This window comes from Clostridium neuense, from assembly GCF_045310695.1.
GTDB lineage: Bacteria > Bacillota > Clostridia > Clostridiales > Clostridiaceae > Clostridium_S > Clostridium_S neuense.
The window spans coordinates 96,685-112,086 of sequence record NZ_JBJIAA010000012.1 but is presented as its reverse complement, the minus strand read 5'-3'; the positions used below and the strand labels follow the sequence as shown (position 1 = coordinate 112,086).

Genomic DNA, 15,402 nt, shown 5'->3' with positions numbered 1-15,402 from the left:
TTTACTTGTATATAGGAAATTTTCTGCAAAGTTCTGTAACTTTATTTCTTAAGTCACTTAAGTCCTTATCTCTATTATCAATAGCATAATTTATAAAATAAGCTATTTGCTTCATCTCTTCTTCTTTAAATCCTCTTGTTGTAACAGCTGGAGTTCCTATTCTTATTCCACTTGTTACAAAAGGGCTTTTTGTTTCAAAAGGTATTGTATTTTTATTTGCAGTAATTCCGATTGAATCAAGTAAATGCTCTGCATCTTTTCCCGTAATATCCTTATTAGTTAAATCTACGAGTATAAGATGATTATCTGTACCACCTGAAACCAATCTAAAACCATACTTTGTAAGTTCATCTGCAAGAACTTTAGCATTCTGCACTATCTGCTTTGAATAATCCTTAAAGTCATCTTTTAAAGCTTCACCAAAGCACACTGCTTTAGCCGCAATTATGTGCATTAAAGGTCCACCCTGCATTCCTGGGAAAATAGCCTTATCAATAGCCTTAGCATACTTCTCCTTACAAAGTATTGCTCCTCCTCTAGGACCTCTTAAAGTTTTATGTGTAGTTGTTGTAACAAAGTCTGCATATGGAACTGGTGATGGGTGAAGCCCTGCCGCTACAATTCCAGCGATATGAGCCATATCAACCATTAGATAAGCTCCAACTTCATCACATACTTCTCTAAATTTTGCAAAATCAATAACCCTTGGATATGCACTTGCACCTGCAACTATAATTTTAGGTTTACATTCAATTGCTTTTTTTCTCAATTCTTCATAGTCGATTTGTTCAGTTTCTTTATTAACTCCGTATGAAACTACATTAAAAAGCTTTCCAGAAAAATTAACAGGACTTCCATGTGTCAAATGACCGCCGTGGCTTAAATCCATTCCCATTATAGTATCTCCTGGGTTTAACATAGCAAAATAAACTCCCATATTTGCCTGTGAACCGGAATGAGGTTGAACATTAACATGTTCCGCACCAAAAAGTTTTTTAAGTCTGTCCTTTGCAAGCTCTTCAACTTTATCTACAACATAGCATCCACCATAATATCTTTTTCCTGGATACCCTTCTGCATACTTATTTGTAAGATATGACCCCATTGCTTCCATAACTGCTTTACTTGTAAAATTCTCTGATGCTATAAGCTCTATATTATCTTCCTGTCTTTTATGTTCTTCATTTATTATTGAATAAACTTCAGAATCTTCGTTTTTTATGTTTTCAAAATCCATTTTGTAAGCCCCCTGGTTCTATAATTTAATGATTTAGTGTAACTTTAATTATGTGTAAATTATATAACAAAATATTATGGAATTCAAATAAAAGTTTATGTTATAATGATTTCTGAACTTGTCTTTAGAAAGGTACGGATACTTATGCAAGAAAATAAAGTTTTAAATCTAGCAGCACATGCTGGTAAAATAATACTTCAAAATGGTGCTGAAACCTATAGAGTTGAAGAAACCATGGTAAAAATTTGTACAGCCTTTAATATAAAAGATGCAGATAGCTTTGTAACACCTACAGGTATAATGCTCTCAATTACATGTAATAATGGTGAAATAGTTTCTGCTGTAAGAAGAGTTCAAAATAGAACTGTAAATTTAGAAAAAATATCTAAAATAAATGATTTATCAAGAACAATACAAAAGAATAAATTATCCATAGATGATGTTGAAAAAGAGCTAAAGGCTATCGAAGGTAGTGAAAGCTATTCAAGCTGTATAATGGTTTTTTTTGCTGGAATAGGGGCGGCATTTTTCACTCTTCTCTTTGGTGGAGGCTTAAATGATTCTTTTGTGGCATTAGTTACAGGTTTTTTGATAAAAAGTGTTTCAACAATTTTTTCAAAAATAAACCTAAATGATTTTTTTGTTAATATTATAGGTGGTTCTATTGCAGCATTAGTAGCCTTAATTTTTTACAAACTAGGATTAATAAACTCCGTTGATAAAAGTATAATAGGTTCTATAATGCTTCTAGTTCCTGGGCTTTCTATTACAAATGCTGTTAGAGATACTATAGCTGGTGATCTTGTTTCTGGAGTTGCACGTGGTCTTGAAGCCTTTCTTACTGCTGTAGCAATTGCTGCCGGAACTGGTATTGTATTTAAAATTTGGATTACTTTCTTTGGGGGAATAAACATATGATATTAAATTCTATTTATGCAGCTGTGGCGTCTTTTGCTTTTGCTGTATTATACCATATAAAAGGTAAATCAATGATTTTTTCAGCCATAGGCGGGGGACTTGGTTGGTTTGTATACCTTATTCTAATTCGTTATAATAATTCTGTAACTGCAGCCTTATTTTGGGCCTCTATAACTGTAGCTATATATTCAGAGATAATGGCAAGAGTACTTAAGCATCCAGTTACTGTTTTTATATTATGCGGAATAATACCCTTAGTTCCTGGAAATGGAATGTACTATACAATGTATGAAACTATAGGCGGAAACCTAAAAAAAGCAGGTCATTGGGGTTTTCAAACACTCATGTCTGCTGGTTCCATAGCTATTGCTATAGTTTTTGTTTCATCAGTAACAAAATTAATAAAATCAAGAAATATATTATTAAAAAGGTAGTAATCTATTTTACAAACATCATAAGTGTAGAAATAAGATCATCTACCTTTTTTTCTCTGTCATCGTCTTCAATTAAACATATATTATCATATGCCACACAATTTTTAGCATAACTTTTAAGCATAAGACCACCTATTTTATTTACAGCAGCTCTTACAGCGGCAATCTGCACTACTACATCCTTGCAAGAAGCATCATTTTCAATCATTTTTTCTATTCCTTTTACCTGTCCTTCAATTTTTCTAAGTCTTGTTATTAACTCTTTTTTATTTTTTTCTTCTTTGCTTTCCAAAAGATTCACTCTCCAAAAATATAATTTATAGAATCAGTGCACAACTTACAATGCACAATTAATGTTGATTTTTCTCCGTTTCGCCATAAAAAATCTTTAAATATGTTTTCTAAAGTTATAGATTTATCTGACGTAGAAAAGATAAACCTTCATTAATTGTAAACTACTGTTCATTGTGAATTGCGCACTAAAAAATATTATTTGTAAAACTTTAATAACATCAATATAAAACTTCTACTGTTCTTCTTTTTCTTCCTCTTTAGTTATGCCAATTCCAAGTTCACAAAGCTGCTTTTCATCTACAACATTTGGTGCTTCGGTTAATGGACAATATGCATTTTGATTTTTAGGGAAGGTTATTACATCTTTTATATTCTCAGTTCCAGCAAGGAACATTATCATTCTGTCAAAACCATACGCTAAACCTGCATGTGGTGGTGGTCCAAATTTAAAGGCTTCAAGAAGGAACCCAAATCTTTCCCATGCACTTTCTTTTGTAAAACCAAGAACCTTAAACATTCTTTCTTGAAGTGCAGTATCGTGTATTCTTACACTTCCTCCGCCAAGTTCTTCTCCATTTAAAACTATGTCATAAGCTTTAGCTCTAACTCTTCCAGGATCACTTTCAAGATACTGAATATCTTCATCCATAGGCATAGTAAATGGATGATGCTCAGCTTGAAATCTTCCTTCTTCTTCATTATAAGATAATAGTGGAAATTCTGTAACCCATACGAATCTAAATTCCTTGTTATCCTTCAATAAATCAAGTTCTTTGCACATGTGAAGTCTAAGTGCACCTAGTGCCTGAAGAACTACTGAATTTTTATCTGCAACAATTAAAATTAAATCTCCAACCTTAGCATCTACTGATTTTAATACAGCAGCTAACTCTTCTTCCTTTAAGAATTTTGCTATAGGTGACTTTATTTCATTTTCTTTGTAAGCTATCCACGCAAGTCCCTTTGCCTTATAAGTCTTTACAAATTCTCCAAGCTTATCTATTTGCTTTCTACCCATATCAGCACAGTTTGGAACTTTAATTGCTCTAACACTTCCACCTGCTTCTATTGCAGATTTAAATACTTTAAAGTCACAACCTTCAACTGCTTTTGTTATATCATTTATTTCCATACCAAATCTTAAATCCGGTTTATCCGAGCCGTATTTTTCCATAGCAATCTTCCATGGCATTCTCTCTATAGGAAGTTTAACATCAACTCCTGCAATTTCTTTAAATACTTTTTTTATAAGCTCTTCATTTACTGCAATTACATCATCTTCTTCAACGAAGGAAAGCTCCATATCAACCTGAGTAAATTCTGGCTGTCTATTTGCTCTTAAATCTTCATCTCTAAAGCATTTTACTATCTGAAAATACTTATCATATCCAGATACCATTAAGAGCTGCTTAAATAATTGTGGAGATTGAGGAAGTGCATAAAACTTTCCTTGAAAATTTCTACTTGGAACTAAATAATCTCTTGCACCTTCTGGAGTACTTTTAGTAAGCATAGGTGTTTCCATTTCTAAGAATCCCTTTTCATCAAGAAAATCCCTTATGACCTTTGCAGCTTTATGCCTTATTTTAAATATCCTCTGCATATCTGGTCTTCTAAGATCAAGATATCTATATTTAAGTCTTATGTTTTCAGCCGCATCCAAATCTTCTTTTATGTATATTGGTGGAGTTTCACTTTCAGATAATATCCTTATATTCTCTCCTTGAAGTTCTACCATACCTGTTGGCATACTTTCATTTGGTGATTCTCTCTTAACAATTTTACCTGTAACTGCAATGCAATATTCACTTTTAACAAGGTCTGCTTTTTTAAAAGCTTCACTGTTAATTGCATCTCCAAATACAACTTGAAGTATTCCTTCTCTATCTCTTAAATCAATAAAAACAAGTCCTCCAAGATTTCTCTTTTTTTGAACCCATCCCATAACAGTTTCTACATTTCCAATATGGCTCTCTCTAAGATCACCGCACATGGTAGTTCTCTTTAGTCCTCTTAAAGATTCTCCCATTTATTATTCCTCCTAAAAATTTAGTTATTTAGGCATCTAAAAGAAAATAACAATTCCCTATTACGCAAAATTAGACGCTAGATGAACTCGTTATCTTTTGAACATGCCTTATATAAAGTTTCAAGAAATTTTAATTTTCCATCAACCTTTTCTTCAATTCTTCTAGTATACTCTCTTACATCTTTCAAATTACCATATCTTTCTATTCTGTTAGTATCTCTAAATATTATTTTAGATACTCCATTAGAACCTATGGCTATTATTGTTTGTTTATCTTCTATCATTTCAACATTATATATGCATTCTTTTCCATTAACGGAATAGCCAACATTTTCAAGATTTCCAACCATGTTTTTTTGCCTATACATATAATAAGGCTTCATATTCAAGGTATAAGCACAATTTAAAGTTTCCTCATGCATAGCATTTAATTCATTTTGATTCGGAATCTTCATCTTTACATTATTAAGTACATTTTCAAACATCTTAGAACCTCTTTTAAGTGCAAGTCCATGAACAGTTATGCTTTCAGGCCTTAATTTTATTATCTCGCTGCATGTGTTTTTAACCTTAAGAGTATTTTCACCTGGAAGTCCTATAATGATATCCATATTAATATTATCAAATCCAACTTTTCTTGACAAATAAAATTTATCTATTACATCCTCAGCTGAATGCTTCCTTCCAATTAATCTCAAAGTATCATCATTCATGGTTTGAGGATTTATGCTTATTCTACTCACTCCATATTTCTTCATAGACATTAACTTTTCATAAGTTATACTGTCTGGTCTTCCACATTCAACAGTAAATTCTTTTACCCTAACCTTAAGCAGGTTATCATATATACTTTTCATAACATATTCAAACTGCCTATTATCTACAGAGGTTGGTGTTCCTCCACCAAAATATATGCTTTCAATAGTTAATCCTTTTTTATCTATAAAAGCTGCAGTTTTTTCTATTTCATAAATCATTGCCTTAAGATAATCATCCACAAGGTTTCTGCAATTAGCTATAGTATCTGATATAAATGAGCAATAAAGGCATCTTGTTGGACAAAACGGCATACCAATATAAATGCTGATCGTTTTTACGTCATCATTTACGATTTCTTTCTCTCTTCTAGCAACTTCAATGCACAACTTGGTTTTGTTTTCCTCTGTTAAACTATGATGTTTAAAATAATCTATTATTTCTTTATCAGTTTTGTTTTCTTCCATGAGCTTTAAAGCTATCTTACTAGGTCTTATACCTATTAAAGTACCCCAAGGAAGTATTTTTCCTGTAAGCTTTGTAAAATACTTAAAAATAGCAATTTTTACATTTGACTTATCTTTCAGCGAACTATCAAATTTATAGCTTTCTATTTCTTTACTAGATGCTATATAAACACAATTGTCTTCAACTCTTATGCTGTAATCCCAATCATTTGAAATAATTAACTCAACAGCATCAAAGAATAAGCTTAATATGTGGTATACATCATAGGAATAAAAATCATCATTTAATTTAACTTTTATCATTATAACCTCTTCCTATAAAAATGGGTTTGATTGTCTTTCAAATCCTATTGTTGTTTCTTGACCATGACCTGGATAAACCTTAACCTTATCATCAAGCTTCATGAGCTTATCCTTAATACTTCTTATTAAAGTATCGTAATCTCCTCCAGGGAAATCAGTTCTTCCAACTGAACTATTAAATAAGGTATCACCAGAAAACAAACTATTTTCTATGAGATAGCACATACCCCCAGGCGTGTGTCCCGGAGTTTCTATGCACTTTATGGTCTTATTTCCAAACTTTAAGATATCGCCATCTTTAACAAACTTATTTGCATTTTCATCTCTAGCACCAAACATATATTCTTCTTTATCTATGAGCTCAGAATCCTTTTTTGACATATACACATCAACTGCATATTTATTTCTAAACTCTGCTACAGCCGCAGTATGATCCGCATGACCATGAGTAAGAATTATAAACTTAAGCTTAGATCCAATCTTATCAAATTCATCTAAAAGCATTTTAGCGTCATCGCCTGGGTCTATAATTATGCTCTCGTTTGTAGTCTCATCTATGACAATATAACAATTAGTCATATAACTTCCTGCAGGTATTATGCCTATTTTCATTATAATCCCCTCCTTAAAAAACCTTTTTGCTATCTAAAATAATGGTCACAGGTCCATCATTCTCAATAGAAACCTTCATGTCTGCCCCAAATTTTCCGGTTTGCACAACGCTTATTTCACTTTTGCACTGTTTAACAAATTCATTATAAAGTATTTCTGCCTCTTCTCCATTTAGTGCATTCATAAAATTAGGTCTTCTGCCTCTTCTACAATCTCCATAAAGCGTAAACTGAGAAATTATAAGAAGTCCTCCGTTAATGTCTTTTAAAGATTTATTCATTTTATTAGCTTCATCTTCAAAAATTCTAAGATTAACTATTTTATCTTTCAAGTACTTTATATCTTCTCCAGTATCCTCCTTAGTTATGCCAAGAAGAACATTAAGACCTTTTCCTATTTTTCCAATAGTCTTTCCAGAAACCTCAACTGACGAAGAATTCACTCTTTGAATAACTGCTCTCAAAAGTACCACCTCAAAATCTAACTATTTGTTCTGTACACATCAGTTATACCTTTTAATTTTTTAATCTTTTTCATCAAAATAGCAAGATGTTCAACATCCTGTATTCTCATTTTAACATTTACAAAGGCAGAATTATTCTTTGAAGTCTTAGCATTAATTGAATCCATTGAAATATTCATAGAGGTTATAACTTCAACTACATCTGCTAAAAGCCCCTGCCTATCTTCACCTTTTATTTCAAGCTCCGCTATATAGCTTTCATTTTTTGCTTTTCCCCAATTTACTTCTATAATTCTTGAACTATCCTCTTTTATGAGATTGTTCATATTGGAACAGTCCGTTCTATGTACAGATACACCTCTGCCTTTAGTTATATATCCTATGATAGCATCTCCCGGTACAGGATTGCAGCATTTTGCAAATCTAACCAGAACATCCGAAACTCCTTTTACTGTTATGCCAAGCTTTTGTGAAGCCCCAGCTTCCTTCTTATTCTTATTTTCCTTGTTTATTTGCTCCTTTATATCCTTTAATGCTTCTTCGTTTGAAACCTTGCTAGCATCCTTTTTAGATTTATCATAAATATCCTTAAATCTATCGACTATCATAGAAGCTGTTACAGAACCAATTCCAACATTAGCATATATATCTACAATAGAATTCATATTATACTTTTTAAGTATTATATCGAGTATTTCTCCCTTAGCCATCTCTCCAAAATTAAATTCGCGCTTTTTAGCCTCTTTTTCGAGCATTTCTTTTCCCTTAGCAATATTCTCATCTCTTTTAGCCTTTTTAAACCATGCTCTTATTTTGCTCTTAGCTTGATTACTCGTAACATATGTAAGCCATTCTATATTGGGTCCTTTAGGAAGTGATGTTGTAAGTATTTCCACTATTTCTCCAGTTTTTAATTTATAGTCAAGTGGGACTATTTTGCCATTTATTTTTGCACCTACACACTTATTTCCAACATCTGTATGTATTTTATATGCAAAATCAACTGGAGTAGCATTATATGGCAGGTTTATAACCTTTCCGTTAGGTGTAAACACAAACACTTCGTCTGAAAACAGATCTATTTTAAAATTTTCCATAAATTCTTCAGCATTAGGTGTTTCTCTCTGCCAATCAAGCATTTCTCTTATCCAGGTAAGTTTTGTATCGCTGTTTTCCTCTTCTTTTGGATTTTGCTGAGGAGTTTCAACTATTCCCTCTTTATACTTCCAATGAGCTGCTATACCATATTCAGCTGTCTTATGCATATCATGAGTTCTTATTTGAATTTCAAAGGGTTTTCCTTCTGGACCTATTACTGTAGAATGAAGTGATTGATACATGTTTGGCTTTGGCATGGCAATATAATCTTTAAATCGTCCCGGCATAGGCTTATACATGGTATGAACTATTCCTAAAGCTGCATAACAATCCTTAACCGTATTGACAAGTATTCTTACTGCAGTTAAATCAAAAATTTGATCTATGGCTTTACTTTTATTAACCATTTTTCTATATATACTATAAAAATGCTTTGGTCTTCCATCTATATCAGATTCTATTCCTGATTTAGCTAAATTATCCTTAAGTTCCTGTAAAATTTTCTTTATGTATGCTTCTCTTTCCACTCTTTTTTCAGAAATGGCTTCTACCAAAGAATAATACTCCTCTGGCTTTAAATATCTAAAGGATAAATCTTCAAGTTCCCATTTTATTTTTGACATACCAAGCCTGTGAGCAAGAGGTGCGTATATATCTAAGGTTTCCTTAGCCTTTTGTTTCTGCTTTTGTACAGCTTTATATTTGAGGGTACGCATATTATGAAGTCTATCTGCAAGTTTAATTATTATTACTCTTATATCTTTTGCCATAGCAAGAAGCATCTTCCTAACATTATCTGCCTGCTGCTCTTCTTTAGTCTTGTAAGTTATTTTTTCAAGTTTAGTAACACCTTCAACCAGGTCGGCAACTTCCTTACTAAACATATTAGTTATATCTTCATAATTATAGTTTGTATCTTCTATAACATCATGAAGTATCCCGGCCGTTATAGTACTTGTATCCATTCCCATTTCTGCTAATATACACGCTACATCAACAGGATGATTTATATATGGCTCACCTGATTCTCTTTTTTGAGTTTCATGTGCTTTAAGAGCAAAATTATATGCCTTTGTGACAAAATCTTTATCTACATTATTACAATTTTGATTTATTTTTTGTATCAAATCGGACAACTCTGCCATCTATCATACTCTCCTAAAATCAAAGGCTGGTCAAAAAACCAGCCGCCTATTTTCTAATATTATATACAATAGTATACATTTTAATTTATTAATTGTAAAGTTAATAATATAATATTATTTAAACATCATATTGAACTAATGATATCACATCATAATCTTTTAATTTGTCTCTTCCTTTTAAATCTGTAAGTTCTATAACAAACTCTGCACCTACAAGTTCTGCACCTAACTTTTCTATCAATTCTGCAACTGCCTCGATTGTACCTCCTGTAGCCAACAAATCATCTACTATAACAACCTTCTGACCTGGTTTTATAGCATCCTTATGTACTTCTAAAGAATCCTTTCCATACTCAAGATCGTATTCTACCGCTACTGTATCACTTGGAAGCTTTCCCTTTTTTCTTACAGGAACAAAAGCGGCCCCAATTTTATATGCTAGTGGTGCTCCAAATATAAAGCCCCTAGCTTCTGGCCCAACTACCACATCAACATTTTTATCCTTAATGTATTCTGCTAAAGAATCTATTGTATATTTATATGCTTCTTTGTCATTTATCAAAGTTGTTATATCCTTAAAACTTATTCCCTCTTTAGGAAAACCTTCAATAACTCTTATTTTACTTTTTAAATCCATCAAACTTTCCCCCTTAGGCATTTTAATATTATTTAATTTTAATATGTATAACATCAAAACTACAATATATGTGTAAATAACTTATCAGCTAATAAACGTTAAATACATTCTGTTTACCATTAACTTCATTATTTAAGTATTTTGCTATTTGAAGAGCCCTATAGCTATCAGACGTAGTAAATAATTCAACTGCAATTTTAGCATTGTCCATTCTTCCGACAGCATTTAAGGTTGGTTCAACAGAAGCAGAAATAATTTTTATAGCTTCATAATCTATTTTTTTTATATCTTTTAATTTTATTAATGCATTTATTCCATAATTATTAGTAGTTATTAGTCTTTTCAATCCTTCTTCAATTAATACCTTATTTTCGTTATATGGTCTTTGTGTCTTTGATATTACTCCAACGGCAACCAAATCTAAGTACTTATTTACACATTTCATCTCATAATAAGTAGAAATTGCTTGGCATAGCTTAAAAACAATTCCACACCCAGCTAAATCCTTAAATGGGTACCTACATCCTTCTTGATTAGGATTAATGAGAAGCATATTGGCAAGCTTTTTATACTGTCTATGATAGTCAACCACAACAACATCAATACCTAATTTTCTACACAAACAGATTCCGTCTTCTGAGTTTGTTCCACAACCCACAGCCAAAAGCAAATTTGCTCCAAGATATTTTATGCTATTGTTTATATATCGTTCACTGATTTCAAAATTCTGATTAAAATCATCTGGTATAAAATATTCTACATCAGCATTTAAATATTTTAAAACAAGCATAATTATTGACATGCTTATTATACTATCCACATCATAATACCCATATAGAACTATTTTTTCTCTATTATTAATAGCTTTAACTATTCTTTTTAATGTACAATCCATTCCTTTAAGCAAAAATGGATTATACATTTTACTTATTCTAAAGTAATGTAAAGTTTCTTCTGCTCTTCCCATTTTTATTCCTCCGAATTTGTAGAAAACAAATATATTATAATGTATTTCGAAACATTTTACAAATACTTTTTGAAAACTTATTTAACTTTATACTAACAAAAATCTGATCATAATACACTTTTTGTAAAATCAGCTTTGTACAAATAAAAAAACAGCTTAAAGCTGTTTTTTTATTTTGAAACTGCCACTCTTTTAAGTGCCTTTTTTTTGTCTGACTTATTCTTAAATATTACCCATAAAGGACTTGCTATAAATATTGAAGAATAACAACCAGATATAATTCCAACTAATAACGGTTCTGTAAATGCCCTTATAGAAGGAACAAATACGTGCATAGAAGTAATTGCTATTATAACCGTTAATACAGTGTATATTGATCTTGTAATTGTTTGAGTAATACTTGTATTTGCAAGCTCTGCATTGCTCATTCTTCTGCTCTTCCTCTGATTTTCTCTTATTCTATCAAATACAACTACAGTATCAGTTATAGAATAACCTATTATTGTAAGCATACCTGCTATAAATTCCGAATTAACAGTTCTATTAAAAATAGCATAAAAAGCAAGTGTAATAAATACATCATGAACAAGGGATATTAGAGCTGCCGCACCAAATTTAAATTCAAATCTCCAACCTATATATAAAAGAACAAAAACATTTGCAATTATTAAAGCATATACAGCTTTTTTTTCAAGTTCTTTTCCTACAGAACCACTAATTCTCTCAGTAGAAGATGGTGCTTTCTCCTTTAAGCTATATTTTTGCTTTATATCATTAAATACTTTTGTCTGCTGTGCATCTGTCATCTGTCCACTTTTAATTTCTATACCTTTGTTTCCATCAACTTTGTTTATAGTAGCATCACTAACATATTTATTTACTATTTTTTGTATATCCTCTTTGTTAAAGGACTTGCCAATATTAATATCTATTATATTTCCTCCAGCAAAGTCTATACCAAAATTAAGGGGACTACCTGTGCTTGATGCTCTGTATACCATAAATCCTATTCCTAATATTATTATGGATAAGGATATGGCAAACCAAATCTTGGTGCGTTCAACAATCTTAAGCATTATTATCCCCCCTTAAGTTTACTCCAAAATGCGAAGCCTTATTTATTAATCCAATATTAATAGCCCAACTTATTAAATGTTTTGATACAATAATTGCAGTAAACATACTTGTAATAACACCTATAACAAGGGTAAGTGCAAAACCTTTTACCTGGCCAATTCCAAGTGCATAAAGCACGCATCCTGTGATAATAGTAGTAACATTTGAGTCAACTATTGAAGACATAGCTCTATGGAATCCTGCTTCAAAAGCCGATCTCACAGGTTTACCAAGCTTGAGTTCTTCTTTAAATCTTTCAAATATAAGTACATTAGCATCTACAGCCATACCTATTGTAAGAATTAATCCTGCAATACCTGAAAGTGTAAGTGTTGCCTTTATAGTTACAAATATAAATAGAACAAGCACTATAAATAAAACTAAAGCTATATTTGCCATAAGTCCTGGAATTCTATATACAAGAAGCATAAATATAAATATCAATCCTATTGCTATTTCTGCTGCAAATATACTTTTAGGAAGTGCATCTGCTCCAAGAGATGCTCCAACTATCTGCGACTGTACTACCTTAAGTTTTACTGGAAGAGCACCGGATTTTATTATATCAGCCCTATTTTTAGCCTCTTCAAGGCTGGCGCTTCCTTCTATAATTGCCTGACCATTTGTTATTGCAACATCTACAGTAGGATCTGTAATTTTTTGATCATCCATGTAAATTGTTATTTTTTGACCTAAAAACTTTTGAGTTGCTGCTGCAAACTTCTTTGTGCCTGCTGGTTTAAGCTCCAAATTTATTATAGGTTTTTGAGTTTCCTGGCTTATAGACGCACTAGCATCCTTCACATCATCGCCTGTAAGTATAATACCTCCATTTGGATCTTTAAAGGTTAGTTTTCCAGTTTTTCCTATAAGATTTATAACTTCATCTTTATCAAATTTACCTGGAACATCTATTCTTATTTTATTATTTCCTTCCTTTGAAACAGCTGTTTCACTAACTCCAAGTTTATTGATTCTAAGATTTATAAGATCTATAGTTTTTTCTATTGCTGTATTATCAGCTTTTCCCTGAATTTCTTCCACAACAGAAACTCCACCCTGTAAATCCAGACCTTTGCTTAACATTTGGCTAAAAGATTTTACTCTATAATCTCCAACATTAAGACCAAAAGCTCCAATGTAAGATAAAATTCCTATTACTAATACACTAAGTACTAGTAATACCGCACTTTTCTTCTTCATGTTTATCCCCCTTCATTAGGTAAATATAATTATATAATATAGTTCTTCAATTACTAATCTAAATATAAATTTACAACGATTTACATACTTTTTAATTATACTTCTTATGGTAAATGCAGTCAATACATTATATATTCTATTCTTCCATAATTTTGGATTTTAATGCAATTGCGCACTCTATTCTTTTTTTCTGCATTTTACACCCTAATTCATAAGGTACATGAATATCATTGTTAAAGTTGTAATTATTTGCTTGACATCCTCCACTGCAATAAAATCTAGCCCAGCATTCCATGCATTTAGGCTTTTTATAGATATTAGCTTCTTTAAACTCATTTGAGATTTTCGTATCTATATCGTCTTCAAATACTGTTCCAATTATAAAATCCTTATTGCCAACAAATTGATGACATGGATAAATATCTCCAGATGGTGTTATCGCTACATACTCGTGGCCAGCACCACATCCAGAAATTCTCTTATATACACAAGGTCCTCCGTTTATGTTTATATTAAAATGATAGAACTTAAACTCTTTTCCTTCTTTATGATTTTTAAGCATTTCATGATACAGCTTGTCATATTGTTTGAAAATCGTTGGAAGGTCCTCTTCTCTTAAAGATAATGGATGCTCCTTAGGTAAAACTACAGGTTCTATAGATATTTCATCAAAGCCTTCTTTAGCAAGATGCTTTACATCCTCAAAAAAATCAGTATTATTCCTAGTAAAAGTTCCCCTTGCATAGTATTGCTTTGACTTATCCCTCATATTAACCATCTTTTTAATCTTAGGAAGAATAGAATCGTAACATCCACTTCCATCAACTCTTACCCTTACCTTGTCATTTACTTCTTTTCTTCCATCTATGCTAAGTACAATATTTCCCATGTTTTTATCAAGGTAATCCATTATTTCATCTGTCAAAAGAGTTGCATTAGTAGTCATTGTAAATCTTATATTCTTGTTTTCCTCTTTTTCTCTTACTTTAGCATATTCCACTATTTCCTTCACAACATCAAAGGCCATAAGTGGCTCTCCACCAAATAAATCCACCTCTATATTTTTTCTTGGTCCACTATGTCTAATTACAAAATCTATAGCTTTTTTTCCTACCTCTGCAGACATTATCTCTCTACAGCCCTTGTATTCTCCCTCGTCCGCAAAACAGTATTTACATCTCAAATTACAATCATGAGCTATATTTAAGCATAGTGCTTTTATAAAGGATGGTCCATCCGCTATTTTATCCGATATGTTTTCATATAAATCTCTTGAATAAAGCTCCTCGCTTTTTATAAGCTCTTTTATTTCTTCATAAGCTTCCGAAATTTCATTTTCATTATATTTGCCCTTTAGCTTATTTATTAATTCTTCCTTTGTTTTAAGTCCATCTTCATCAAGCATATCATAAACCAAACTATCAACTAAATGAATAGAACCGGAATTAACATCTATTACGTACATATCATTATCTTGAACAAATTTATGTATTAATGCCAATTTATTTTCCTCCTAAATAAACTTTATTTCATACATCAGTGCCAAATGAAAATTGAAAGGACTAAATGCCCTTTCAATTCTTGCAAATTTCCTACTTTCTGAAAGTATGCTAATTAAATTTAACTTACAGATAAATCACCTAAAGTTCGAAGCCTACTTGTACCAAAATTCATATGCTACAGTTAACTTTTAACAATTTAAGAGCTTATCTATACTGTAAAG

At 31.6% G+C, this 15,402-nt stretch carries 14 protein-coding genes; 2 read left to right on the top strand and 12 right to left on the bottom strand.

Annotated elements, in window-relative coordinates; all coding sequences use genetic code 11:
- Window position 1: 1 nt before the first annotated feature.
- Complete coding sequence (gene glyA / locus ACJDT4_RS15240; RefSeq protein ID WP_406788430.1) at window positions 2-1,237, bottom strand: serine hydroxymethyltransferase; 1,236 nt, start codon at window positions 1,235-1,237, stop codon at window positions 2-4.
- Window positions 1,238-1,381: 144 nt separating this feature from the next.
- Here glyA and ACJDT4_RS15235 point away from each other — a divergent pair, with 144 nt between their 5' ends.
- Together ACJDT4_RS15235 and ACJDT4_RS15230 are read left to right on the top strand one after the other, a co-directional pair.
- On the top strand, window positions 1,382-2,155 hold the full coding sequence (locus ACJDT4_RS15235; RefSeq protein ID WP_406788429.1) for a threonine/serine exporter family protein: 774 nt from the start codon (window positions 1,382-1,384) through the stop codon (window positions 2,153-2,155).
- The gene (locus ACJDT4_RS15230) at window positions 2,152-2,589 is read left to right on the top strand and encodes a threonine/serine exporter family protein (protein ID WP_406788428.1); all 438 of its coding nucleotides are present in this window, start codon (window positions 2,152-2,154) and stop codon (window positions 2,587-2,589) included. Before ACJDT4_RS15235 ends, ACJDT4_RS15230 begins: the two co-directional genes overlap by 4 nt.
- A gap of 4 nt (window positions 2,590-2,593) precedes the next feature.
- Here the strand turns inward: ACJDT4_RS15230 and ACJDT4_RS15225 are convergent, their stop codons facing one another.
- The 11 genes from ACJDT4_RS15225 to scfB form a co-directional block, all read right to left on the bottom strand.
- The gene (locus ACJDT4_RS15225) at window positions 2,594-2,881 is read right to left on the bottom strand and encodes a metal-sensitive transcriptional regulator (RefSeq protein ID WP_406788427.1); all 288 of its coding nucleotides are present in this window, start codon (window positions 2,879-2,881) and stop codon (window positions 2,594-2,596) included.
- A 234-nt stretch (window positions 2,882-3,115) separates the two neighbouring features.
- Entirely contained in the window at window positions 3,116-4,912 is a 1,797-nt protein-coding gene (gene aspS, locus ACJDT4_RS15220; protein WP_406788426.1) for an aspartate--tRNA ligase, read from the bottom strand.
- A 77-nt stretch (window positions 4,913-4,989) separates the two neighbouring features.
- Window positions 4,990-6,441, bottom strand: a complete 1,452-nt coding sequence (locus tag ACJDT4_RS15215) for a coproporphyrinogen III oxidase (RefSeq protein ID WP_406788484.1) — start codon at window positions 6,439-6,441, stop codon at window positions 4,990-4,992.
- Window positions 6,442-6,450: 9 nt separating this feature from the next.
- The gene (locus tag ACJDT4_RS15210) at window positions 6,451-7,050 is read right to left on the bottom strand and encodes an MBL fold metallo-hydrolase (RefSeq protein ID WP_406788425.1); all 600 of its coding nucleotides are present in this window, start codon (window positions 7,048-7,050) and stop codon (window positions 6,451-6,453) included.
- Between the two features lie 13 nt (window positions 7,051-7,063).
- A complete protein-coding gene (dtd, locus tag ACJDT4_RS15205) occupies window positions 7,064-7,513 on the bottom strand; it encodes a D-aminoacyl-tRNA deacylase (protein ID WP_406788424.1) in 450 nt (149 codons plus the stop codon).
- Between the two features lie 17 nt (window positions 7,514-7,530).
- Complete coding sequence (locus ACJDT4_RS15200) at window positions 7,531-9,756, bottom strand: RelA/SpoT family protein (protein ID WP_406788423.1); 2,226 nt, start codon at window positions 9,754-9,756, stop codon at window positions 7,531-7,533.
- Between the two features lie 118 nt (window positions 9,757-9,874).
- On the bottom strand, window positions 9,875-10,393 hold the full coding sequence (locus tag ACJDT4_RS15195) for an adenine phosphoribosyltransferase (protein WP_406788422.1): 519 nt from the start codon (window positions 10,391-10,393) through the stop codon (window positions 9,875-9,877).
- Between the two features lie 88 nt (window positions 10,394-10,481).
- A complete protein-coding gene (locus ACJDT4_RS15190) occupies window positions 10,482-11,360 on the bottom strand; it encodes a DHH family phosphoesterase (RefSeq protein WP_406788421.1) in 879 nt (292 codons plus the stop codon).
- 170 nt (window positions 11,361-11,530) lie between these two features.
- Window positions 11,531-12,436: a protein translocase subunit SecF gene (gene secF / locus ACJDT4_RS15185; RefSeq protein ID WP_406788420.1), complete on the bottom strand. Its 906-nt coding sequence runs from the start codon at window positions 12,434-12,436 to the stop codon at window positions 11,531-11,533.
- Complete coding sequence (gene secD / locus ACJDT4_RS15180; protein WP_406788419.1) at window positions 12,429-13,679, bottom strand: protein translocase subunit SecD; 1,251 nt, start codon at window positions 13,677-13,679, stop codon at window positions 12,429-12,431. Before secD ends, secF begins: the two co-directional genes overlap by 8 nt.
- A gap of 136 nt (window positions 13,680-13,815) precedes the next feature.
- Window positions 13,816-15,180 (bottom strand): thioether cross-link-forming SCIFF peptide maturase, encoded by a 1,365-nt coding sequence (scfB, locus tag ACJDT4_RS15175; protein WP_406788418.1) that lies wholly within the window; start codon window positions 15,178-15,180, stop codon window positions 13,816-13,818.
- Window positions 15,181-15,402 lie beyond the last annotated feature (222 nt).